This is a genomic window from Streptomyces sp. NPDC005728 (assembly GCF_040630895.1).
Lineage (GTDB): Bacteria > Actinomycetota > Actinomycetes > Streptomycetales > Streptomycetaceae > Streptomyces.
Genome location: NZ_JBEXYL010000023.1, coordinates 1 through 22,340 on the forward strand (window position 1 = coordinate 1; position 22,340 = coordinate 22,340).

The 22,340-nt window shown below is 72.2% G+C and carries 18 protein-coding genes and 2 tRNA genes; 10 read left to right on the forward strand and 10 right to left on the reverse strand.

The genetic code is table 11. The features are described 5' to 3' along the window. The first annotated feature begins 119 nt into the window (after positions 1 to 119). From ABZ471_RS17590 to ABZ471_RS17620, 7 genes are all read left to right on the forward strand, one after another. The gene (locus tag ABZ471_RS17590; protein WP_359067406.1) at positions 120 to 2,243 is read left to right on the forward strand and encodes a hypothetical protein; all 2,124 of its coding nucleotides are present in this window, start codon (positions 120 to 122) and stop codon (positions 2,241 to 2,243) included. 211 nt (positions 2,244 to 2,454) lie between these two features. After that, positions 2,455 to 2,979, forward strand: a complete 525-nt coding sequence (locus ABZ471_RS17595; RefSeq protein WP_359067408.1) for a hypothetical protein — start codon at positions 2,455 to 2,457, stop codon at positions 2,977 to 2,979. A gap of 83 nt (positions 2,980 to 3,062) precedes the next feature. After that, positions 3,063 to 3,992, forward strand: a complete 930-nt coding sequence (locus ABZ471_RS17600; protein WP_359067410.1) for a bifunctional DNA primase/polymerase — start codon at positions 3,063 to 3,065, stop codon at positions 3,990 to 3,992. A gap of 86 nt (positions 3,993 to 4,078) precedes the next feature. After that, positions 4,079 to 4,420, forward strand: coding sequence for a hypothetical protein (locus ABZ471_RS17605; RefSeq protein WP_359067412.1), 342 nt, complete (start codon positions 4,079 to 4,081; stop codon positions 4,418 to 4,420). Continuing rightward, entirely contained in the window at positions 4,417 to 5,565 is a 1,149-nt protein-coding gene (locus tag ABZ471_RS17610) for a DUF3631 domain-containing protein (protein WP_359067414.1), read from the forward strand. Before ABZ471_RS17605 ends, ABZ471_RS17610 begins: the two co-directional genes overlap by 4 nt. Before the next feature lie 191 nt (positions 5,566 to 5,756). Then, the gene (locus ABZ471_RS17615; RefSeq protein WP_359067416.1) at positions 5,757 to 5,954 is read left to right on the forward strand and encodes a helix-turn-helix domain-containing protein; all 198 of its coding nucleotides are present in this window, start codon (positions 5,757 to 5,759) and stop codon (positions 5,952 to 5,954) included. Continuing rightward, the gene (locus ABZ471_RS17620; protein ID WP_359067419.1) at positions 5,954 to 7,237 is read left to right on the forward strand and encodes a tyrosine-type recombinase/integrase; all 1,284 of its coding nucleotides are present in this window, start codon (positions 5,954 to 5,956) and stop codon (positions 7,235 to 7,237) included. The genes ABZ471_RS17615 and ABZ471_RS17620 overlap by 1 nt, the downstream gene beginning before the upstream one ends. Before the next feature lie 80 nt (positions 7,238 to 7,317). Here the strand turns inward: ABZ471_RS17620 and ABZ471_RS17625 are convergent. Both ABZ471_RS17625 and ABZ471_RS17630 read right to left on the reverse strand, forming a co-directional pair. Next, positions 7,318 to 7,390, reverse strand: a tRNA-Arg gene (locus tag ABZ471_RS17625). A 205-nt stretch (positions 7,391 to 7,595) separates the two neighbouring features. Next, positions 7,596 to 7,686, reverse strand: a tRNA-Ser gene (locus ABZ471_RS17630). A 195-nt stretch (positions 7,687 to 7,881) separates the two neighbouring features. Between ABZ471_RS17630 and ABZ471_RS17635 the strand changes: the two genes are divergently transcribed. Together ABZ471_RS17635 and ABZ471_RS17640 are read left to right on the forward strand one after the other, a co-directional pair. Continuing rightward, positions 7,882 to 8,352 carry an SSI family serine proteinase inhibitor gene (locus ABZ471_RS17635; protein ID WP_359067421.1) on the forward strand — a complete coding sequence of 157 codons (471 nt, stop codon included), beginning with the start codon at positions 7,882 to 7,884 and terminating at the stop codon, positions 8,350 to 8,352. A 305-nt stretch (positions 8,353 to 8,657) separates the two neighbouring features. After that, the gene (locus tag ABZ471_RS17640; protein ID WP_359067423.1) at positions 8,658 to 13,028 is read left to right on the forward strand and encodes a PAS domain-containing protein; all 4,371 of its coding nucleotides are present in this window, start codon (positions 8,658 to 8,660) and stop codon (positions 13,026 to 13,028) included. A 164-nt stretch (positions 13,029 to 13,192) separates the two neighbouring features. On the opposite strand, the gene ABZ471_RS17645 is transcribed toward ABZ471_RS17640, so the two are convergent. The 8 genes from ABZ471_RS17645 to ABZ471_RS17680 all read right to left on the reverse strand — a co-directional run bounded on the left by ABZ471_RS17645 (position 13,193) and on the right by ABZ471_RS17680 (position 21,105). Next, positions 13,193 to 14,848 (reverse strand): long-chain fatty acid--CoA ligase, encoded by a 1,656-nt coding sequence (locus ABZ471_RS17645; protein ID WP_359067425.1) that lies wholly within the window; start codon positions 14,846 to 14,848, stop codon positions 13,193 to 13,195. 112 nt (positions 14,849 to 14,960) lie between these two features. Further along, complete coding sequence (locus ABZ471_RS17650) at positions 14,961 to 15,533, reverse strand: SigE family RNA polymerase sigma factor (RefSeq protein WP_359067427.1); 573 nt, start codon at positions 15,531 to 15,533, stop codon at positions 14,961 to 14,963. Between the two features lie 147 nt (positions 15,534 to 15,680). After that, a complete protein-coding gene (locus ABZ471_RS17655; protein ID WP_359067429.1) occupies positions 15,681 to 16,847 on the reverse strand; it encodes a lipid-transfer protein in 1,167 nt (388 codons plus the stop codon). Continuing rightward, a complete protein-coding gene (locus ABZ471_RS17660; protein WP_359067431.1) occupies positions 16,844 to 17,281 on the reverse strand; it encodes a MaoC family dehydratase in 438 nt (145 codons plus the stop codon). Before ABZ471_RS17660 ends, ABZ471_RS17655 begins: the two co-directional genes overlap by 4 nt. Further along, a complete protein-coding gene (locus ABZ471_RS17665; RefSeq protein ID WP_359067433.1) occupies positions 17,271 to 18,302 on the reverse strand; it encodes an acyl-CoA dehydrogenase family protein in 1,032 nt (343 codons plus the stop codon). The genes ABZ471_RS17660 and ABZ471_RS17665 overlap by 11 nt, the downstream gene beginning before the upstream one ends. Before the next feature lies 1 nt (position 18,303). Then, entirely contained in the window at positions 18,304 to 19,395 is a 1,092-nt protein-coding gene (locus ABZ471_RS17670; RefSeq protein ID WP_359067435.1) for an OB-fold domain-containing protein, read from the reverse strand. Positions 19,396 to 19,400: 5 nt separating this feature from the next. Beyond that, positions 19,401 to 20,561: an acyl-CoA dehydrogenase family protein gene (locus tag ABZ471_RS17675; RefSeq protein WP_359067437.1), complete on the reverse strand. Its 1,161-nt coding sequence runs from the start codon at positions 20,559 to 20,561 to the stop codon at positions 19,401 to 19,403. 232 nt (positions 20,562 to 20,793) lie between these two features. Beyond that, positions 20,794 to 21,105, reverse strand: coding sequence for a hypothetical protein (locus ABZ471_RS17680; protein ID WP_359067439.1), 312 nt, complete (start codon positions 21,103 to 21,105; stop codon positions 20,794 to 20,796). A gap of 367 nt (positions 21,106 to 21,472) precedes the next feature. Between ABZ471_RS17680 and ABZ471_RS17685 the strand changes: the two genes are divergently transcribed. Next, the gene (locus ABZ471_RS17685; protein WP_359067441.1) at positions 21,473 to 22,339 is read left to right on the forward strand and encodes a bifunctional DNA primase/polymerase; all 867 of its coding nucleotides are present in this window, start codon (positions 21,473 to 21,475) and stop codon (positions 22,337 to 22,339) included. Position 22,340 lies beyond the last annotated feature (1 nt).

Here is a 22,340-nt window from a genome sequence, read left to right on the forward strand (position 1 = left end):
GCGGTCGCGGTGGCCGAGGAGATGGGCCCGATCTTCCGCGAGAAGCACGAGCAGGACATCGCCCGCCACGAAGACCCCCGCAACGGCACCGAGGCCGAGAAGGGCTGGAACGTCTGATCATGAGTGCCGCCACCGCCAAGAAGAAGACCGGTAGTGGCCCGGTGTTGGACTGGGCTGCCGGTCACGGACCCGTGACCGGCGCCCTGTCCGCCACCACCGGAGCCTTCGCCCTCGCCACCACCGGCGCCGCAACCGGCATGCCCCCCGGCTGGACCCTCGCCGCCGGCACCGCAGGCGCCCTCGGCCACACCATCACCGGACTACGCGCCCGCGCCGCCGGCCGCACCCTCGCCACCCGCGCCACGACCTGGTTGCTCGGAGCGGGCTGGACCACGTGGGCCATGACCACCGGCCCCCTGACCTGGACCGCCCTCGGATCCCTGGCCACCCTCGGCATCGGCATCGGAGCCTCCGCCCGCGCATCGGCCCTGTATGAGGAGGCCCGTGAGGAGGAGGCTCTGGCCGCGGCGGAGCGGCAGGTGGCCCGTGAACTGTCCGCGGAACGCCGGGCGATTGCGGCGGAGTGGGTGGACCGGATCCAACGGGTGTGCGGGATCACCGTGCGCGTGCTGGCCGTCGAGCAGTGGCCCACCGGGACCGGGTTCTCCATCGACGCCGAACTCCCGCCCGGCGGAGCAACCTGGCAGAAGATCGCCGAAGGATCGACACGGCTGTCCGCGGATGCCCGTCTGCCGCACGGCTGCACCGCCACCGCCTCCCCGGGTATCGATCAGGGCCGGGTCATCATCGACGTGACCACTGTCGATGTCCTTGAGCAGGAACGCACCTACCCGACCGACTACGGGCCGCTGTCCGTACTCACCGGGATCCCATGGGGCTACCGGACCAACGCCGAAGAGATCCGGGCCTACCTGCGTGAGCAGTGCGCCCTCGTCGTCGGTCCAACCGGGTCGGGCAAGACCAACATGGTTCACGGGATCCTGGCCGGGTTCGCCCGCGCCGAGGACATGCTGACCTGGGTCATCGACCTCAACGCCGGATCCGCCGGCCTGCCCTGGGTCCTGCCCGCCCTCAACGGCGAGATCGAAGGATCCGACGGCAAGCCTGTGCGGCCGGGTGTTGACTGGCTCGCCGGAACCTACGACGAGGCCCTGACCATGCTGGACACCGCCGTCCGCGTGGCCAAGCAGCGCAAGATGCGCTACCAGGACCTCCTCGCCCGCCACAACACCGACCTCCTCCCCATCAGCCCGAAAATCCCGCAGATCATGCTGGTCATCGATGAAGGTGCGGAGATCCTGGCCAGCCCCGACCGGGCCATGCGCAAGCTCGCGGAGAAGATCCTGGAAGTGATCCGGATCGCCCGCGCCATGGGCATCCGCACCGTCCTGACCGCCCTCGGAGCCACCAGCAGCGTCCTGGGCAACCTGATGATCCGCCGCGAGGGAAAGGTCCGGGTGGCCCTGACCGGCGGTGAGACCGAGGGCATGAACCTGGACAAGATGTTCCCCGGCACCCGCGGCCTGCGCGTCGACCAAGCCCCCTACAAGGGCGCCGGGTTCATGGGCACCCCCGAATCCCCGGCCGCGCTGTTCAAGACGTGGCGGATCCTCCCGAACCAGATCCGGGAGATCACCGCCGCCACCTCCGACCGACACCCCACCCTGGACGACACCTCCGTCAAGGCAGCCGGACCCGCCTACGTCCGCCGCTGGGACGCCGACCGCATCGCGTGGATGCGCGACGACACGGCCAGCACCGGCCCGGCCCCGGCGTCCTCGGCACAGGCGTCGGCGGGTGGAGGGCTGAACCTGTCCGCGCTGCGCACCGACCAGCCGACTGCCGTGTCGGAGGAGGACGACCTGGCGCGCCGGTTCCGTGAGGAGATCGACGGCATGTTCGCCACCACCCCCGACCCGCACACCCCCACCACGCCTGCTCCGCCGGCGACGGGCGGGTTGAACCTGTCCGCGCTGCGCGGCGAGCAGGACAGCCCCGCCCAGTGGGCCGCGATCGCGGTACTGCTCGCCGCCGGCCCGGCAGGCACCGGCGCATCCGCCATCGCCCGCGCGCTCGCAGACGAGCACGGGACCACTCGGCAGACGATCTCCGGATGGCTCCAGGACTGGGTCAAGGACGGCACCGTCGTCCGGATCGGAGAAGGCACCAAAGCCCGCTACGTCCACTGCAAGCACGCCCCCGAGCAGCCCCCGGAGAGCTGATCGCTTGTCGCTTGTCGCCCCGGCCCGAACGCAAGCCGCCCAGTGGGGCTGTGAGGCCCGAAAACGGCTTCTGACCTGGGAGGCGACAAGCGACAAGACAAGACAAGCGACAAGCCGCACGACAAGCCAGACGACAAGCAACGCGACAAGCGACAGCACGGCCCGCACCCCGCACTCGGGGCGCGGGCCGCGGCGTTGAAAGGACCCCGTTGTGCACCCCGAACCCCCTTCCGAGAGCACCCCCGGCCCGGTCCACTCCAACCCGCGCCTGACCGACGCCGAAGCCACCGCTGAGGCGCGCCGGATCATCGAAGACGCCTACCGGCAGCCCGTGCCGCAGATGCCGACCGCCTACCGCGACCGGACCCCGCTGCCCGCCTACGGCAGCACCCCACCCGTCCCGCAGCCGGACCGGCGGATCGTCCCCGCATGGGCCGCCGGCACCGCGGTCGCCGGCATCGGCGTCGGCGCCACCTGCGTCGGTATCGGCTGCGGGATCTGGCTCGCCTGCCAGGGATTCGCCGCCGTCACCCTCACCGGCGTCCTGTTCGTCACCCTCCCGATCGCCGCCGTGGCCGCCCTCGCCACCGCCATCGGATCCGCGGTGCGCTCCATCAAGGCCACCCACACCGAGACCCATCACCACTACACCGGCCCCGTCCGGCAGGAGACCAACACGATCACCGCACCCGCGTACGGGCTGATCGCCCGCACCCGCAACGAACTCAACCGCTGACGCGACAACGGCGGCCCCCACTCCGCCAAGAACCGGGGCCGCCGCCAATCCAGCACCACCAAAGAGAACTGGAGACCTCCAGCATGCCCCATCCTCCCGGCATTGAGACCGTCGATCTCACCTGCCTCCCGTTACTCGCCTCCGCGCTGACTGCGGCAGAGCGCGGCTGGCCGGTCATCCCGCTCCACCCCGGCACCAAGCGGCCTGCAGGGCACGCCGAACGCGCCTGCCCCGGTACCGGGCGGTGCGCGGAAGGGCACCGCAAGCCCGAGCAGCGCGCCACCACCGACACCGCACTCATTCACGCCACATGGGCGACACGCCGGTACAACGTCGGGATCGCCACCGGCCCGGCCGGGCTGCTCGTGGTCGACCTGGACGTGTGCAAGCCCGAAGAGCCGAAAGGAGCGCCTGACGGCGCAACTTCCTTTGCGGCGCTCTGCGAGCGCACCGGGCAGACCGTCCCGGCCACCTACCGGGTGCGGACCGCGCGCGGCGGGGAACACCTGTACTTCACCGCCCCGGCCGGAGTGCGGCTGAAGTGCAGCGCGAACCGGCTCGGCCCGCACATCGACACCCGCGCATGGGGCGGCTACGTCGTCGCCCCCGCCAGCACCACCCCCGACGGCACCTACGAGGTCACCCATGACGCCCCCGTGGCCGAACTGCCCTCATGGCTCGCTACGTTGCTCGTGGAGCCGGACAGGTCCACTCCGGTACCCGTCCGGGTCCACGACGGCACCCGCGCCGCCAGGACCGCCCTGGAACGCGAGTGCGCCGTCATCGCAGCAGCATCCGAGGGCGGGCCCAACGGCCGCAACAACACCCTGCACAAGAGCGCCTGCAAGGTGGCCCGGCTCGTCGCGTGGGGCGACATCCCCCGGCACGTGGCGGAGCAGGCAATCCAGGGGGCGGGGGAGGCTACGGGACTGCCGCCGGCCGAGTGCCGCACCACCATCCGCAGCGCCATGGACTGGGTCATCGCCCATGTCACGCCACGGGAGGCGGCATGACGGCGCCGACTCCCCCCGCCCTGGATTGCCCCACCAACACCCCGAACAGGTCGCACGCCGCTCCACAGCCTGTGGACACGGCGGCCGTGGACGAGCCGAAAGGCGCCGCCCGCCAGGGCGTCGTCACTGCCCTTCGTCCTAACCAGCGGCGGACCGGCCAGTCCCGCCGCAGCGCGGACGACCCGACCCCACAACAGCCCGGCATCCGCATCTACGCCCCGCCGGTCTACCGCGATCACTACGACGGCGCCCGCTGGTCCCTTCGGCACGGCGACACCCCCAACGCCGCGTACGCCTGCGGCTGCGGACTCACCGACACCGCCACCGGCCCCCGGCAGGTCGCCCGGCTCGTCGCCGTCTGGGACATGCACCGCTCCACCTGCACCGGCACCCCCGCACCGCACGAGGAAGGAAGGGCCGCCGCATGAGCGACCACATCGACGGCGCCGCACTGCTCAACGAAGTGGAAGCTTTTCACCGCCGCTTCAACGTCTTCCCCCACGAGGCCGGATACGTGGCCGTCACCCTCTGGGACGCTCACGCGCATCTGCTCGACTGCTTCGATTCCACCCCGCGCCTGGCGTTCCTGTCCCCCGAGCCGGGGTCAGGCAAGTCCCGGGCCCTGGAGGTCGTGGAAACGCTCGTGCCCAACTCCATGGCCGCTGTGGACGCGTCCGCCGCCGCCCTGTTCCGGTCCGTGTCCGGCATCAACGGCGGCCGGCCCACGATCCTGTTCGACGAGATCGACACCGTCTTCGGGCCCAAGGCCGGTGAGAACGAACAGCTCCGGGGGTTCCTCAACGCCGGACACGCACGCGGACGCCCCATGTTCCGATGCGTCGGGGACGGCGCCAACCAGCAGGTGCAGGAGTTCCCCTCGTTCTGTGCGGTGGCCGTCGCAGGACTCGGACACCTCCCCGACACGATCATGACCCGGTCCGTCGTCGTCCGGATGCGCCGCCGTGCCCGCAACGAGAAGGTCGAGTCCTTCCGCACCCGCATCCACGTACGGCAGGGCCACCAGCTCCGTGACCGGCTCGCCAAGTGGGCCGAAACCGTTCAGGAGCAGGTCACCGACGTGTTCCCGGAGATGCCCGACGGGGTGACCGACCGGCCCGCCGACGTGTGGGAACCCCTAATCGCCATCGCCGACGCGGCTGGCGGACACTGGCCCGACCGCGCCCGGCAAGCCTGCCTCACCTTCGTCAACGCCGCCCGCGCCAACGACAAAGGCAGCATCGGCGTCCGACTCCTGACCGACCTGCGCGACCACGTCCTGAACGGCATCGACCGCCTGCCCACCGTCGCCATCCTCGACCGGCTCAACGCCCTCGACGACGCCCCGTGGGCCGACATGGGCGGCAGACCCCTCGACTCCCGCCGCCTATCCAAGATGCTCAGCGAGTACGCCGCCACCGACGGCGACCCCATCACCTCCCGCAACATCAAGACCGGCGGCGGGGTCCTCAAGGGCTACTACGCCACCGATCTCCACGACGCATGGCAGCGCTACTGCCCCCCACCCCCGGAAAGTCCGCTACCTCCGCTACCCGGCACCGAAAACCTGGCCTGACCAGCAACAACGAGGTAGCGGCAAGCGTTCGTGCTTGCCGCTACCCATCCGCTACCTGACCAGCTCTATCCGCTACCGCTACCCCCTGCGCTACCTCCGATAGACCCCCTGACCTGCGAGGTAGCGGAGGTAGCGGAAGTAGCGGACTTTCCAGAAGGGCCCCGGAGGGCCGCCCCTAGAGGAGTCACGGCATGAGCACTGCCCTGCCCCCGAGCCACGAGGCGCTCACGGTCCCCGAGGTCATGACCGCGCTGCGTCTGAGCCGCTTCAAGGTCTACGACCTCATCCGCTCGAACCAGCTCCAGAGCTTCACCATCGGCCGATCCCGCCGGATCCCCGCCGATGCGCTCCACAACTTCATGCAGGACCGACTGAGGGAGGCCGCGTAATGGCAAGGCGCCGCGCAAACGGTGAGGGAACCATCACCAAGCGGAAGGACGGTCGCTATCAGGCCGCCGCGTACGTCTACCGCCCCGACGGGACCCGTACACGTCAGTTCGTCTACGGCAAGACCCGTGAGGAAGTCGCCGACAAGCTCACGGAGCTGCAGGAAAAGACCCGACAGGGCATCCCGGCCGCGTCGTCAACGATGGCGTTCGGCGACTACCTGACCTACTGGCTCGGCGCCATCGCCCCGGAGCGGCTCAAGCCCTCCACGCTGAACAGCTACGAGGGACTGACCCGCCTGTACATCCGTCCCGCACTCGGTAACAAGAAGCTCAACCGTTTGACGCCGGCGGACGTGCGCCGCTTCCTCTCAGAGTTCAAGAACTCTTGCCTGTGCTGCCTCCGGGGTGCGGACAAGGAGCGTCCGGAAGGCAAGCGCTCGTGCTGCGCCGTAGGGCGGTGCTGTGAGCGCCGCCCGTCGGCCCGCACCGTTCAGTACATCCACGCCGTGCTCCGGTCCGCCCTGCAGCAGGCGATCCGAGAGGAGCTGATCGCTCGGAACGTTGCGCGGATCGTCGAGACACCCACCGTCACACCCAAGGAGGTGCGCCCGCTGAACCCCGCCGAAGCCCGCCTGCTGCTGAAGACAGCCCGGTCACACCGCCTCTACGCCCTGTGGCTGCTGCTTGTGTCGACCGGCCTGCGCCGAGGTGAGGCTCTCGCGCTCACATGGTCGGACGTCGACCTCGCGAACGGTCAGCTCCGTGTCCGCCGGAACGTGCAGCGCATCCGGCGAGAGCTGATCTTCGGCACCCCCAAGACCATGCGGTCGATCCGCACGGTCCCCCTGCCGAAGCACTGCGTGCGGGCACTCACACAGCACCGCGACCAACAGGAGCGGGAGCACAAGGTCGCGGGCAAGAAGTGGCAGCCCACCCCGGGACAGCCGGACGGGCTGATCTTCACCACGGCGACCGGCCGCGTCACGGACCCCCGGGGCCTGAACCGCATGCTGACCGTCCTGTGCAGGGACGCCCACGTGCACCGCGTGCGCGTGCACGACCTCCGGCACACTTGCGCCTCGCTCCTGCTCGCCCAAGGTGTCGACGCCCGCACGATCATGGAGATGCTGGGCCACAGCACGATCACGATGACGCTCGACACCTACGCGCACGTGATGGACACGACCCTGAGGGCAGCCGCGGAGCGCATGGACGACGCACTCAACCTCGACAACCCCGAGGAGAAATCGGAGAGCGAGGCGGAACCGAACACCGAGGACTGAGCGCCGTTTCCGACCACGTTGATGTCACCCGTTGATGTCAAAGGCCCCTTGGGATGATCCCAAGGGGCCTTTGACCTGTGTGCACTCGGCAGGATTCGAACCTGCAACCTTCTGATCCGTAGTCAGATGCTCTATCCGTTAAGCTACGAGTGCTTGTTCTTTTGTTTTTGTCCTCCGCTCCCGGCCCTTCCGGCCCGCTCGCGGCGACAGGAAGAACATTACATGACTGCCGCCGTCATGTGAAATCCGATTCGCATACCCCTTGCGACCTGCGGAAACGTGGATCTGGCGGGAGTTTGGGGGTATCCGGAGAACACCGAAGCCCCGGTCCTGGGGACCGGGGCTTCGGGATCAGGTGCGGAGGCGGAGGGATTTGAACCCTCGATGGGATTTGCGTCCCAAACCGCATTAGCAGTGCGGCGCCATAGACCGGACTAGGCGACGCCTCCAGCACAACCACTCACGCGAGCGCGCGACTGGTGCGTGCAGATGATGACACAGCCGAGCGGGGTGTCACCAATCGGCTCCTACGGTACTAGGCGCGAGGGCCGCAGGGCAAAGGGCTTCGCCCGGCGGGGCGGCAGGCGGGAGGCCCGGCGCAACGTCCGGGGGGCGCGAGCGTTGGGCAGGGCATGGTCTCTTTCATGCCGGTCCCCCTGCGGGGCGTCCTGGTGTCGTCCCTCGCCGCCGCCGTCTCGGTCTCGTCCCTGGTCGCCCTCGCCGCCGTACCCGCCGCGGCGGCGCCCGCCGTGCCCCCGCCCGTGCGGCCCGAGGACCGGGCGGGTGATCACCTCACCGTGGTCGTGCAGCACGCCGGCGAGGGGCGGGACGGGACGTACGAGGTGTCCTGTCATCCCGGGGCCGGGCGCCATCCGGACGTGGCGGAGGCGTGCCGGGTGCTCGACTCGAACACCCGCTGGGGGCGGGACACCTTCGCCCCGGTGGCCACCGGCACCTTCTGCACCATGGAGTACGGCGGCCCGGCCACCGCCCATGTCACCGGCATCTGGGCCGGACGCCCGGTCGACGCCTCGTACGACCGCAGCAACGGATGCGGGATCGGCCGGTGGGACCGGATGGTGCCCCTCCTGCCGAGGGTCGGGGCGCCTTCGTAAGCGCTTCTCGTGTGGTCCTCGGCGGAATCACCGGTGTCGTAAAGGTCCCGCGAAGGTCTCGCGGAGCCGGAACCGGGAGCGGGGCCGGATGCGAGGCCGGGAGCGGGGCCGGTTGCGGGGCCGGATGCGAGGCGCCGGCCGGGGATACGGTCACACGTTCGCCGTCACTTCCTCGTGCGACCTCCCTCTCATCCGGCGTCGCGAGCGCAACCCGAGCCCTTAGACTCCCTCGCGTGACACGCTGCGGGCCGGTTGGCAGGATGGCTCGAGCGGTCGGAAAGCGGTAACAGGGAGGAAGGCGTCTCGTGAGCAGCAGGCCATCCCGAGGCGCTGCTCGCCTCGCAGCCATACTCGACGCGCTGCCCGACGCGTTGGTCCTGGTCAACGCCAACGGAACCGTCGTCAACGCCAACACCATCGCCCTGGAGGCCTTCGAGGCGCCGGGCACCGCGCTCGTCGGGCGCGGGCTGCTCGATCTGCTGCCGCAGTTCGACTCCAGGCTCATCCCGGGCTCCATGCGGCGCCCCGATCACATGGACCCGCAGGGGCGGACCAAGCCCACGCGGATGGTCGCGCGCCGGACCGACGGATCCGAGTTCCCGGTCGAGGTCACGAGCGCGAACCTGGAGAACGGTCAGCAGGCGTACGACGGTTACGGCTACACCGGCGACGAGCTGCTCATGATCGTCGTCCGGGACCTGTCCGGGACCGTGGACACCGAGGCCGAGCTGGCCCGCTCGCAGCGGCAGACCGAGATGATCCTGCGGGCCGCGTCCGAGGGTGTCGTGGGCACCGACACCGACGGGCGGATCGTGCTCGTCAATCCGGCCGCCGCCCAGATACTGGGTTACCGGGCCGGTGAGCTGGGCGGCAAGGAGCTGCACACCCTCGTGCTGCATTCCCGCGCCGACGGCTCCCCGTTCCCGTACGAGGAGTCGCCGCTCGCCGACACCCTGCGCTCCGGGCGCAAGCACCGGGTGCGCGGGCAGGTGCTGTGGTCCAAGGGCGAGAAGCAGGTGGCGGTCGATCTGACCACCGCGCCTGTGCGCGACGGCGACCAGCTCGTCGGCGCCGTCATGACCTTCGCCGACCGGCGGCCGTACGACACCCTCGCCGAGGAGAAGGCCGCGCTGGAGGAGGCGCACGCCGAGGAGCGGGAGCGGATCTCCGAGGAACACGCCTCCGACCTGACCGCGCTGCGCCAGCAGCACGTCACCGAGGTCGACGGGCTGCGCGAGACGCACCAGGAGGAGCTGGCGGCCGGCGAGGAGCGCTACGCCGCGCTCGCCGAGCGGGAGAAGGACCGGTACGAGGCCCTCTCCGGGCGGCACGAGCAGCTGCTGACGCTGCTCGGGCAGTCCCTGCGCGGACCGCTGGACGAGCTGCGGCGCGACCTGTCCGCCCTGGCCGCGGACGACGCCGGGCAGTTGTGGCCCGAGGCCAACCAGGTGCTGCACCACCTCTCGGCCGGCTACTCGCGCATCACCACCCTCATCGACAACGTCCTCGGCTACCAGCGGCTGGACGCGGGCACGGAGGACATCACCCGTACGAAGGTGATGCTCGACGCCGTCGTCGCCGCCGGTGTGGACGGGGCCGTCGAACTGATCGGCCCGGGCCGCGTGCAGTTCGCCGTGCACGCGCCGCCCATCGAGGCCGAGGTCGACCCGCAGCGGCTCGCCACCGCGCTCGCGCATCTCGTCGCGGACGTGGCAGGCGTCGACGCCACCGGTAACACGCCCGTGTCCGCGGGCGGTTACCTGGACAACACCGTCGTCGTCGCGGCCGCGCAGCGCGGTGAGGTCGCGCGGATCGAGGTGCGCGGGCCGTACCCCGGGGGAGACCCGGTGCACGAGCCGATGGTCCGCGGGATCGTGCGGGCCCACGGCGGAGTACTGCAGACGCACGAGGTGCCGGGCATGAGCGGCAGCGCGTACGTCCTCGAAGTGCCGCTCGGCGGTGGGGCCGGGGCGGTCGCCGCCCGGGTCCCGGACGCCGAGGACGCCGCTGCCGAGGGCGGCGGGCCCGCCGAGCAGGGCTCCGGCGGTGGGCGGCGGCGGGCCCGGCGGGCCTCCACCGACGCCTTCCTGGAAAGCGATGTCCCCGGTGAGTCCGGTGACGGCGAGGCGGAGGCGCCCGCGCCGACGGGGCGGCGCCGCAGGCGTGGCGCGGCTGCCATCGAGGCGGCGGCGCCGGAGGAGGACGAGGGCGCGGAGGCCGCGTCCGGCGCGAGCGGGCGGCGGCGTGGACAGCCCGCGGACACCGGTACCGAGGACGGCGTGGCCGAGGGTGCCGTGATGACCGCGGCCGAGCATGCCGCGGGGACCGCCGCCGTGGGCAACGGGCTCGGCGCCGCCGTGCCGCCGCAGGGCGTGCCCGCACCGACGGGCCGCCGTGCCCGGCGTGACTCCGGCGCACCGCAGGCCGCCCTGCCGCCCGCACTGCCCGCGGGCGGGACGGAGCCGGCCCAGCCCGTTCCGGCCGAGGACGAGCAGCCGACCGGGCGGCGCCGGCGTGCGCTGGCCGCCGCCGCTGAGCGGGCCGCGGCGCAGGAGGCGGGGGCCCGTACGGTCTTCGCCCTGCCCCCGGCCGAGGCCGACCGCTCGCCCGGCTCCGCCGACGAGGCGGCGGGTGCGGGCGTGGCCCTGGCTCCGGGTCCGCAGATCCCCGGGCAGATGCGGGTGCCCGGTCAGGTGTCCGGGTCGGTTGAGGTCGTTCCGGGCGACGACGGCCGGCACGACGCCGTACCGCTCGACCAGGCCGAGGACCACACCCCGCCCCAGCCGCACCCCACCAGCGCACCGACCGGTCGCCGCCGGCGGGCCGTGGCCCAGCCGGGGGAGGCCGGGGAGGTGGCCCAGGTGGCCGCTGCTCCCGTTGCTCCCGGTGTGCCTGCCCAGGCCGTCCCGGCGCTTCCGCCGGTCCAGGCGGCTGCGGTGCCGGGCGCACCCGGGCAGCCCGTACCCGCGCAGACTCCCCAGGTCGCCGCGGGTCAGCCGACGCCGGCGCACGGGATTCCGGCGCAGGGGACGGCTGCCGTACCGACGGGGCCTGCGGGCCGGCCGGTCGTCGTCGCTCCGGCCGGTGTGGCCGCCCAGGCCGCCCCCGGTGGTCAGCCTGCTGTCGTGCCCAACGCCGCCGTGCCCGCGCAGGGCACCGCCGGTCAGGGCGTGCCTGTGCCGCCGGGCCGGCCGGTTCCGGCGCAGGTGGCGCCCGGGCAGCCCGTACCCGCGCAAGCTCCGCAGGCGCAGCAGCCGCCCGCCGTGCCCGCTCCGGCCGCCCAGGCCGCCCCGGCCGTGCCGCAGCCCGCCCAGCCGCTCCCCGCGGAGGCGGCCACCGGCCAGATGGCCTTGGCCCAGACTGCGGCGACCCCGGCCGACGGCGTCCCGCAGCAGTGGCCCGGCGCCGACGACACCTCCGGCGCGGGCGTCCCCGCATCCCAGGCCACCCCGGCCCCCGGCACCCCGCTCCCCCCGGAGCACACCGGTGTTCAGCAGCCGCGGGCGGCTCAGCCCCTGCCCGCCGAGGCCTCGGGGCCCGCGGCCGACCCGAACTCCACGCAGGGCCGGTCGATCAGCGTGCGCACACTCGGGCAGGGCGTGCCGTTCTCGCGGCAGGCCGCGCAGGTGCAGCAGCCGACGGCGACCCCGCCGCCGCACGGGCCGGGCGGTTCCGGCCGCCGGCGCAAGCTGGGCACCCCGGCCGCGCGCCCGGAGCCGCAGCCGGAGCAGCCGGCCCTGGCGCATCCGCCTGCCGAACAGCTGCCCGCGCAGCCCTCGCTCGCGGGACAGTCCCGGCTCGCCCCGGCCACCGAGGGCGCCGGACGGTCGTACGCCATAGGCGCCCCGGACGCGAACGCGGCCGAAGGACCCGAACCGCTGGACGGTCCCGGCGGGGCCGTCGAGGTCGCGGACACGCCGCGTCCGCAGCCGCTGGACGACGAGCTTCCCCCGGAGCCGCTGGACAACCCGCGCCGGCTGCTGGTGTGGCCCGCGCCGGACGTCACGACCCAGCAGGCGCTGAGCGACCGCGGCTACCGGCCCGTCATCGTGCACTCCCGCGAGGAGGTCGACGCGCAGATCGCGGCCTTCCCCGCCGCACTGTTCGTGGACCCGCTGACCGGGCCGATCACCCGTACCGCGCTGCAGTCGCTGCGCCAGGCGGCGGTCGCGGCCGAGGTGCCGGTGCTGGTCACGGCCGGGCTCGGGCAGGCGACGCGGGAGGCGGCGTACGGCGCCGATCCCGCCGTACTCCTCAAGGCGCTGGCGCCGCGCGACAGCGAGCAGCATCCGCCGCGGGTGCTGCTCATCGAGGAGCACGCGGAGATCGCGCTGGCGCTGACCGCGACGCTGGAGCGGCGCGGGATGCAGGTGGCGCGGGCCGCGAGTGACAGCGACGCGGTGACGCTGGCGGGCCAGCTGCGGCCGAACCTCGTGGTGATGGACCTGATGCAGGTGCACCGGAGGCAGGCCGGGTTCACCGGGATCATCGACTGGCTGCGCGCGAACGGGCAGCTCAACCGCACCCCGCTCGTCGTCTACACCGCCGCCGTCGACCAGGCCGACCTGCCGCGGCTGGCCTCGGGCGAGACGGTGCTGTTCCTCGCGGAGCGGTCCACCAGCACCGAGGTGCAGTCGCGGATCGTCGACCTGCTGGCGCGGATCGGCACCAACTAGAACCGACGACCGGCGCTGGCGCGGGGTCGGCGCGACGGCGGAGGTGTGGCCGGTGCTGGGGTGGGTGACCAGGGCCGTACGGCGCTGAGGCCGCCGTGCTCCTCCGGTGCCGGCGTACGGGCACCCACCCCTCGGAAATCAGAAACCGTGGTCAGAGGCCGTGCTCAGAGGCTGGTGACGTCCAGGTCCCCGTCCGCGTACCGCCTGCGCAGCACCTTCTTGTCGAACTTGCCCACGCTCGTCTTCGGCACCGACTCGACGACCGTCCAGCGCTCGGGGAGCTGCCACCTGGCGATCTTTCCCTCCTCGGCGAGGAAGGTGCGCAGGGTCTCGAAGTCGGTGCTCGCGCCGTCCCTGAGGACGACCGTGGCCAGCGGGCGCTCGCCCCACTTGTCGTCGGGTACGGCGACCACGGCGGCCTCGGCGACATCCGGGTGGGACATCAGCGCGTTCTCCAGCTCGACCGAGGAGATCCACTCGCCGCCGGACTTGATGACGTCCTTGGCGCGGTCGGTGAGCGTGAGGAAGCCGTCGGGGGAGATGGTGCCGACGTCGCCGGTCTTCAGCCAGCCGTCCTCGCTGAACTTGTCGGCGGGGCGCAGCGGTTCGGCGTCGGGGCCGTTGTAGTAGGCGCCCGCGATCCACGGGCCGCGCACCTCCAGCTCGCCCGCCGACTCGCCGTCCCAGGCCAGGCGCTCGCCGCCGGGGCCGGTGAGGCGGGCCTCGACGCCGGCCGGGAAGCGGCCCTGGGTGAGGCGGTAGGCGAACTCCTCGTCGGTGCCCACCGCGTGGGCCGGCGGGCGGGACACCGTGCCGAGCGGGGAGGTCTCCGTCATGCCCCAGGCGTGACACACCCGCATGCCGAGCCGGTCGAAGGCCGCCATCAGGGAGGGCGGGCAGGCCGAGCCGCCGATGGTGACCTGGGTGAGGGAGGAGACGTCCCGGGGGCGGGCGGTGAGTTCGGCGAGCAGGCCCTGCCAGATCGTGGGGACGGCGGCCGCGTGCGTCGGCTTCTCCCGCTCGATCATCTCGGCGAGCGGTGCGGGCTGCAGGAAGCGGTCGGGCATCAGCATGTTGACGCCGGTCATGAAGGTGGCGTGCGGCAGGCCCCAGGCGTTGACGTGGAACTGGGGCACCACGACCAGCGAGGTGTCCTGGTCGGTCAGGCCCATCGACTGGGTCATGTTGACCTGCATGGAGTGCAGGTAGACCGAACGGTGGCTGTACACCACGCCCTTGGGGTCGCCGGTCGTGCCGGAGGTGTAGCACATCGAGGCGGCCTGGCGTTCGTCGATCTCCGGCCAGTCGAACGTCTTCGGCTTGTCCGCGATCAGCTCCTCGTACTCGTGCACCTGCGCGGTGGCACCGGCGAGCAGGGAGCGGTCACCGGGTCCGGAGACGACGATGTGCTCGACCGTGGTCAGCTGGGGCAGCAGCGGGGCGAGCAGGGGGATCAGCGAACCGTTGACGATGATCACCCGGTCGGCGGCGTGGTTGACGATCCAGGCCAGCTGCTCGGCGGGCAGGCGGAGGTTGAGCGTGTGCAGCACCGCGCCCATGGAGGGGACCGCGAAGTACGCCTCGACGTGCTCGGCGTTGTTCCACATCAGCGTCGCGACCCGATCGTCGCCCCGCACACCGAGGTCGTCGCGCAGGGCGTTCGCCAGCTGGACGGCGCGGATCCCCGCCTCGGCGAAGCTGCGTCGCTGCGGCTCGTCCTCCCCGGTCCAGGTGATGATCTGGGACCGTCCGTGCACCAGCACACCGTGCACAAGGATGCGGGTGACGGTCAGTGGTACGTCCTGCATGGTGCTCAGCACGGCGTCCTCCCGGAAGCGACATTGCCTACGCGGCAGTAAAGGTTGCGCTGATTCTGCGCACATACCGCGCGGTATGTCACTAGGGGAAGGGAAACTCGCGGGTGTCGCGGGACTATCTCACCAGGTCGAGCTCCGGGTCCTCGCGCAGCTTCCCCAGCGCACGCGACACCGCCGACTTCACCGTGCCCACCGACACGCCGAGCACCTCGGCCGTCTGGGCCTCGCTGAGGTCCTCGTAGTACCGCAGGACGACCATCGCCCGCTGCCGCGCGGGAAGTTTGGTGATCGCCCGCCACATGGCGTCGTGCAGCGCCTGCCGCTCGGCCGGGTCCTCCGCGCCGGGCACCGGGTCCGGCTCGGGCAGTTCGTCGCAGGAGAACTCGTCCACCCTGCGCTTGCGCCACTGCGAGGTCCGCGTGTTCAGCAGGGCCCGGCGCACGTAGCCGTCGAGCGCCCGGTGGTCCTCGATCCGCTCCCAGGCCACATAGGTCTTGGTGAGCGCGGTCTGCAGAAGGTCCTCGGCGTCGCTCGGGTTCGCGGTCAGTGAGCGCGCGGTGCGCAGCAGCACCGGCTGGCGGGCCCTCACGTACGACGCGAACGACGGGTACGAGTGCGACGGGTACGAGTGGGTCTGCCGCGCTGGTGCGGCGGCGGCCGAGGCGCTGGTGCAGACGGGTGTGGTCATGGCTCCACGCTAGGAGCGGACCGTGCACCGGCGGATCGGCCCCAGGTCCCGAAGCCGGGTCCCCCTCAGGTTGTAGGGGTGGGGTTGCCTCCACCTCCTGAAGGTGGACTACGGAGTGACCGCATCTGCGGGTTCTCCCCTGAGGACTCACCCGTCGGCCGCCAGGACCAGCCCCGACGTCGGCACCCCCGTGCCCGCCGTCACCAGGGTCCGGGCCGCCCCCGGTATCTGGTTCACGGCCGTGCCCCGCAGCTGGCGCACCGCTTCCGCCACCCCGTTCATCCCGTGCAGGTACGCCTCGCCGAGCTGGCCCCCGTGGGTGTTCAGCGGCATCCGCTCCCCGGCCACGAAGTCCGCCGCCTCCCCCTTCCCGCAGAATCCGAACTCCTCCAGCTGCATCAGCACGAACGGCGTGAAGTGGTCGTACAGGATCCCCACGTCGATGTCCGCCGGGCCCAGTCCCGACGTCCGCCACAGCTGGCGGGCCACCACGCCCGTCTCCGGCAGGCCCGTCAGGTCGTCCCGGTAGAAGCTGGTCATCTGCTCCTGCGCCCGGCCGGCACCCTGGGCGGCCGCCACGATCACGGCGGGCGGCTGCGGCAGGTCCCGGGACCGCTCCAGGGACGTCACCACCAGGGCCTGTCCGCCGTCGGTCTCCTGGCAGCAGTCCAGCAGCCGGAGCGGCTCCACGATCCAGCGGGAGGCGGCGTGGTCGGCGAGGGTGAGGGGGCGGCCGTGGAAGTAGGCCGCCGGGTTCGTCGCCGCCCACTTCCGGTCCGCCACGGCCACGTGCCCGAACGCCTCCGGGGTCAGCCCGTAGGTGTGCAGATACCGCTGGGCCGCCATCGCCACCCAGGAGGCCGGGGTGAGCAGTCCGAACGGCAGCGCCCAGCCGAGCGCCACGCCCTCCGCCGACGGCTCCCGGTGCTGGACGCCCGCGCCGAACCTGCGGCCCGACCGCTCGTTGAAGGCGCGGTAGCAGACCACCACCTCCGCCACGCCCGTCGCCACCGCGAGCGCCGCCTGCTGGACGGTCGCGCAGGCCGCCCCGCCGCCGTAGTGGACGCGGGAGAAGAAGGACAGCTCGCCCATCCCGCAGGCCTGGGCGACCGTGATCTCCGGGCTGGTGTCCATCGTGAACGTCACCAGACCGTCCACGTCGGCCGGTACGAGCCCGGCGTCGTCCAGCGCCGCCCCCACCGCCTCCACCGCCAGCCGCAGCTCACTGCGCCCGGAGTCCTTGGAGAACTCGGTGGCCCCGATGCCGACGATCGCCGCCCGGCCGCCGAGGGAGTCCCGGGTGCGCACGCTCATGACGCGGCCTCCTGGTCCTGGAGCGGTGCCGGGACTCCGACGGTCACCGTGCCGGTCACATGCCGGCCTATGGCGTTGTCCCCGAGCACGCGCACCGTCACCGTGTCGCCGTCGACCTCCTCGATCCTGCCGGTCAGCACCATCGTGTCCCCCGGATAGTTGGGCGCCCCCAGCCGGATGGCCACCTTGCGGAGCACCGCCGCCGGGCCGAAGTGATCCGTGATGTACCTGCCCACCAGCCCGTTCGTCGTCAGGATGTTCATGAAGACATCGGGTGAGCCCTTCTGGCGGGCCAGCTCCGCGTCGTGGTGCACGTCCTGGTAGTCCCGGGAGGCGATCGCCCCGGCCACGATCAGCGTGCGCGTGACCGGGATCTCCAGCGGCAGCAGCTCGGCACCCACCACCGGCCTCTCGGTGCGCTTCTCACTCCCCATGGGTGATCAACTCCCCCAGTTCCTGGAGCATTTCGGCCCCGCATCCCAGGTAGGCGTCCAGCTGCCGCCCCCACAGGAAGTGCCGGTGCACCGGATGGTCGAGGTCGGCGCCGGCCCCGCCGTGCAGATGCTGGCCGGTGTGGACGACCCGCTGCCCCGCCTCGGAGGCCCACCAGGCGGCGGTCAGCGCATGCGTGGCGTACGGCAGCCCCGCGTCCCGCCGCCAGGCGGCCTCGTACGCCGTCACCCGTATCGCCTCGGTGTCCATGTGGGCGTCGGCGGCGCGGAGTTGGACGGCCTGGCGGGTGGCCAGCGGACGCCCGAACTGCTCCCTGGTGTTCGTGTGCGCCACCGCCCGTGCCAGCGATCCGGCGCAGACCCCGGCCTGGAGCCCGGCGAAGGCGGTGCGGGCGGTGGCGAGGACGTCGGCGTAGGCAGCCTCGCCCGAACCGCCGAGGAGTTCCGCCGGTGCGCGGTCGAGCGTGAGACGGGCCGCGGACCAGGGGGCGGTCAGCTCCACCGGGGAGCTGACCGTGCCCTCGCCGAGCGGGGCCAGCCACAGCCGCCGGCCGGTGTCGGCGACCAGGGCATGGGTGGCGTCCCGGAGCCAGGGCACGACGGGGACGGAACCGGTCAGCTCGCCCTGCCCGGACACGCGTACACCCCCCTGTGCCGGAAACGCTCCGCCGACCACCACCGAGCCGTCCTCGATGCCCGGCAACAGCCGCTCCCGCTGCTCCCGGGTGCCGTGGGAGCCGACCGCCAGGAGGCCGTACACGCAGGTCGCCGCATAGGGCACCTGGGCCGTCGTACGCCCCTGTTCCTCCAGCAGCAGCACGAGTCCGAGGAGGCCCAGCTCCGACACGGCACCGACCAGGCCGGCCGTGCACAGGGCCTTCCACAGTTCGGGGTCGCTGCCGGTGCCGGCGGCCTTCAGCCGCTCGTGGGTGGCGAGGTCACCGAAGATCCGCGCGGCCAGGTCGCGCGCCTCCGCCTGCGCCTCGGTGGGCGTGAAGTCCATGTCAGCCCTCGCCCTCGACGACCCGGAACACCGGCAGGACCTGTGCGCCCTCCCCGTCCTCGTAGGCACGGAACTCCACGCGGACCGGCAGCCCGATGCGCACCTTGTCGTACGGCACCCCCACCACGTTGCTCACCATCCGCACGCCCTCGGTGAGTTCGACCAGGCCGACCGCGTAGGGGGGATCGAAGGCCGGGAAGGGCGGGTGGTGCATCACCACGTACGAGTAGACCGTGCCCTCGCCGCTCGCCTGCGTCGTGTCCCAGTCCAGGCAGCCGCAGGCGTTGCAGCCGGGCAGCCAGGGGTGGCGCAGGGTGCCGCAGCCCGTGCAGCGCTGGATCAGGAGCCGGTGCTCGGCCACGCCCTCCCAGAAGCCGGCGTTGTCCCGGTTGACCACCGGGCGGGGACGCCGGGGACGCTCGGCCGGGGGTCTGCGGCGGGCCGGGGCGTACTTGAGGATGCGGAAGCAGTGGGTGCCCGCGAGTTCGCCGTCGACCCGTACGTCCATGCGGGTCGTGACGAAGTACCCCGTGCCCAGCTTCGTCGTCTTGCGGTCGGAGACCGACTCGATCACCGCGTCGAAGGTGACCTCGTCGCCCGGGCGCAGGGGCCGTAGGTACTCCTGCTCGCAGTCGGTGGCCACCACGGACGTACAGCCCGACTCGTCCAGCAGGCCGAGCAGTTCGTCGTAGGCGTCCGTGCGGCCCTCGTGGCCGGAGAGGCCGCCCATCGTCCACACCTGGAGCATGGTGGGCGGGGCGACGGCGCCGGGGCCGACGTACGCCGGGCTGGTGTCACCCATCGCCTCGCACCAGTGCCGGATCATCGGCACGTTCACCGGGTCCTTGCCCGTCCCGCCGACTGCGGCCGGCCGCCCCTCGTACTCCTTGAGCCGCGCCCCCAGCCCATCGCCCTCCCTGAGCCGCGTCTCCGCCTCAGCCGCCTTGAGCCGCGCGCCAGGCTCGTCCTCGCTCGGCCGCGCCCCCGGCCCATCGCCCTCCCTGAGCCGCTCCCCCGGCTCAGCCCCCTTGAGCCGCGCCCCCGGCTCGCCCTCCTCGCTCCGTCCCCGCAGCTCATCGGGCCCGGTGCCCATCGCGGTCACCTCCGTCCCCTCGTCATCCCGAGCCGCATCGTCGCGACGATCTCCCGCTGCACTTCGCTCACCCCGCCCCCGAACGTGTTGATCTGCGCCGCCCTGTTCAGCCGCTCCAGCTCGCCGTCCTCGAACGCCCCCGGCGACCCCGAGCGGACCAGCCCCTCCAGCCCGTCCGTCCCGAGCACCTGCTGGCACATCCGGTACACCGCGACCGCCGACTCGGTGCCCGCGACTTTCACGCCGCTCGCGTCGCCGGGCGCCAGCCGGCCCGCCCCCACGTCCCCCACCAAACGCCAGTTGAGCAGGCGCGTCGCCGCCAGCCGGGCATGTGCTTCGGCCAGCCGCTCGCGCACCCAGGGTTCGTCCATCCGGCGCCGCCCGTTCACCGGATCGGGGGTGCGGGCGACGGCGAGGACGGCGGCGTGGAACTCCTCGGCCTGCATGCCGATGGCGGCGAGGGCGACCCGCTCGTGGTTGAGCTGGCTGGTGATCAGCGACCAGCCTGCGTTCTCGGCACCGACCAGGTTCTGCGCGGGGACGCGGACTCCGTCGTAGTACGTGGCCGTCGTCGTCTGCCCGCCCACGGTCTCTATCGGCGTCCAGGAGAAGCCGGGGGCGTCGGTGGGGACGAGGACGAGGGAGATGCCCCGGTGCGGGGGCGCGTCCGGGTCGGTGCGGCAGGCGAGCCAGATCCAGTCGGCGTGCTGGGCGCCCGAGGTGAAGATCTTCTGCCCGTCGATCCGCCAGCCGTCGCCCTCGCGTACGGCCCGGGTCCGCAGCGAGGCGAGGTCGGTGCCGGCGGCGGGCTCGGTGTAGCCGATCGCGAAGACCAGCTCGCCGGCGAGGATCCGGGGCAGGAAGTAGGTCTTCTGGTGCTCGCTGCCGTACTTCATCAGCGTGGGTCCGACCGTGTTGAGCGTGACCATGGAGACGGGGGCACCGGCCCGGTACGCCTCGTCGAAGAAGACGAACTGCTCGTCCGCGCCCCGTCCCTGGCCGCCGTACTCGACCGGCCAGCCGAGTCCCAGCCAGCCGTCCGCGCCGATGCGGCGCAACAGGGCGCGCCCGTCGGCCGGTTCGCCGGTCTCGGGCAGGACGGTCCGGAAGTAGGAGCGGAGTTCGGCGCGCAGGCGCTGCTGCCGCTCCGTGGGGGCGAGGTACACGGCGGGCCCTCCCGGCCTCGCTTGCCTGACAGGACGGTTTCTGACTGTCCGTCAGATGCTGCTCGGTGTCAAGGTCGGCCACCCCGGACCCACAACCTCGCGCAGGACCCGCCCCCGACCGCACACCGCACAAACGCCTGCGCGGCGGCACCGAAGTACCGCCGCGCAGACGCGTTACACCCCGAAAGCACACCCCACGAGGGCCCTCAGCGCGAGGGACCTCGGCCCCGGCTCACCACAGGGGGGTGAAGTGGACGGCCACGTTCTCGTTGCCCTGCTGGATGGCCGTGAACGCGGAGCCGTTGACCTGCGCGGTGTTGCTCTGGTTCGAGGCGCCGGAGCCGACGGCGTTCTGCTGGGTGGTGGATGAGTTTCCGTAGTTGTCGTGGCCGACACCGCTGCCGATGACGCTCGCCACGCCGGCGTTCGATCCGTTGTCCGCGAAGGCGCCGTTGTCCGCGGCAGCGACACCGGTGAAGAGGGCGGCTGCGAGCGGAAGAGCGGATACGGCGGCGAGAACGCGGGCGGTACGGATGCTTGCCATGTTGTTCCTCCAGAACCAAGCACTGCGGCCCTCAGGCCGGAAGTACGTGAACTAGGGCTTATACCAAGGCAGTTGGCCGACCGCCTTGGTTGTCGTGAACGACGTCGCGCAACCAGAGTTGCCCACCGAATCCCCGGCGAACCACCCCGGAAGCCGTGATTCGCACGCAAGCGTGATGACAAGTCGATAAACCCCTATCGCCACCTTTGGGGATCTCATGCCACAACAGGGCACGACACAGGACTTCACCCCCCAAGCGCCACAAGGGGTGAATCGTTCCAGCGCTTTTCCGGCCAATCTCCCCGCCCCCGGCGCGCCACCGCGGCCCCCTCTTTCTTTTTTCGAACGTACGTACGAACATGGATCCATGGCCACCACCGACCGGCAGGCCACGACGCTGGCCCTCGCACACGCCCTGTCAGCCGCCGAACGCAGGCTGGCCGTCATCCCGCTGTCCCGGACGAAACTCCCGGCCCTGCGCTCCCCGCACCGCGACGACCCCGACCCCACGCCCTGCCACGGCGAGTGCGGCCGCTTCGGCCACGGCGTGTACGACGCCTCGACCGACCCGGTCCGCATCCGCGAGCTGTTCGCCGCCGCGCCCTGGGCCACCGGCTACGGCATCGCCTGCGGACTGCCCCCGTACCACCTGATCGGCGTCGACCTGGACACCAAGTCCGGCACCGACTCCTCCGCCGCCCTGCGCGAACTGGCCCTGCGCCACCTGTTCACGATCCCCGAGACGGTCGTCGTCCTCACCCCGAGCGGCGGCCGCCACCTGTGGCTGACCGGCCCGCCGGACGTCGTCGTCCCCAACTCGGCCGGCCGGCTGGCCCCCGGCATCGACATCCGCGGCGCCGGCGGCTACCTCGTGGGCCCCGGCTCCCGCACCGACCACGGCGTGTACGCCACCGCGCCCGGCACGGCCGGGCTGGCCCCCGCCGCCTGCCCGCCGGCCCTGCTACGGCTGCTGCTGCCCCCGCCCCGCACCGCGCACCCGGCGCCACCACCCGTCGGCGACCACGGCCGCGGCCTGGTCCAGTTCGTGATGACCGCACACGAGGGCCAGCGCAACACCCGCCTGTTCTGGGCGGCCTGCCGCGCCTACGAGAACGGCATCGGACCCGCCCTGCTCCTCCCCCTGATCGAAGCGGCCCTCAACACCGGCCTGTCCGAGCACGAGGCCCGCGCCACGATCGCGTCGGCGGCCCGGATGACGGGGCATCGCCCGTGAG

Bases quoted from the DNA above. Each gene is read 5' to 3' on its own strand.
- ABZ471_RS17635 (WP_359067421.1), top strand. From the start codon at position 7,882: ATGCCGGTCCCCCTGCGGGGCGTCCTGGTGTCGTCCCTCGCCGCCGCC.
- ABZ471_RS17610 (WP_359067414.1), top strand. From the start codon at position 4,417: ATGAGCGACCACATCGACGGCGCCGCACTGCTCAACGAAGTGGAAGCT.
- ABZ471_RS17615 (WP_359067416.1), top strand. From the start codon at position 5,757: ATGAGCACTGCCCTGCCCCCGAGCCACGAGGCGCTCACGGTCCCCGAG.
- ABZ471_RS17590 (WP_359067406.1), top strand. From the start codon at position 120: ATGAGTGCCGCCACCGCCAAGAAGAAGACCGGTAGTGGCCCGGTGTTG.
- ABZ471_RS17685 (WP_359067441.1), top strand. From the start codon at position 21,473: ATGGCCACCACCGACCGGCAGGCCACGACGCTGGCCCTCGCACACGCC.
- ABZ471_RS17660 (WP_359067431.1), bottom strand. From the start codon at position 17,281: ATGGGGAGTGAGAAGCGCACCGAGAGGCCGGTGGTGGGTGCCGAGCTG.
- ABZ471_RS17650 (WP_359067427.1), bottom strand. From the start codon at position 15,533: ATGACCACACCCGTCTGCACCAGCGCCTCGGCCGCCGCCGCACCAGCG.
- ABZ471_RS17665 (WP_359067433.1), bottom strand. From the start codon at position 18,302: ATGGACTTCACGCCCACCGAGGCGCAGGCGGAGGCGCGCGACCTGGCC.
- ABZ471_RS17680 (WP_359067439.1), bottom strand. From the start codon at position 21,105: ATGGCAAGCATCCGTACCGCCCGCGTTCTCGCCGCCGTATCCGCTCTT.
- ABZ471_RS17670 (WP_359067435.1), bottom strand. From the start codon at position 19,395: ATGGGCACCGGGCCCGATGAGCTGCGGGGACGGAGCGAGGAGGGCGAG.
- ABZ471_RS17620 (WP_359067419.1), top strand. From the start codon at position 5,954: ATGGCAAGGCGCCGCGCAAACGGTGAGGGAACCATCACCAAGCGGAAG.
- ABZ471_RS17600 (WP_359067410.1), top strand. From the start codon at position 3,063: ATGCCCCATCCTCCCGGCATTGAGACCGTCGATCTCACCTGCCTCCCG.
- ABZ471_RS17655 (WP_359067429.1), bottom strand. From the start codon at position 16,847: ATGAGCGTGCGCACCCGGGACTCCCTCGGCGGCCGGGCGGCGATCGTC.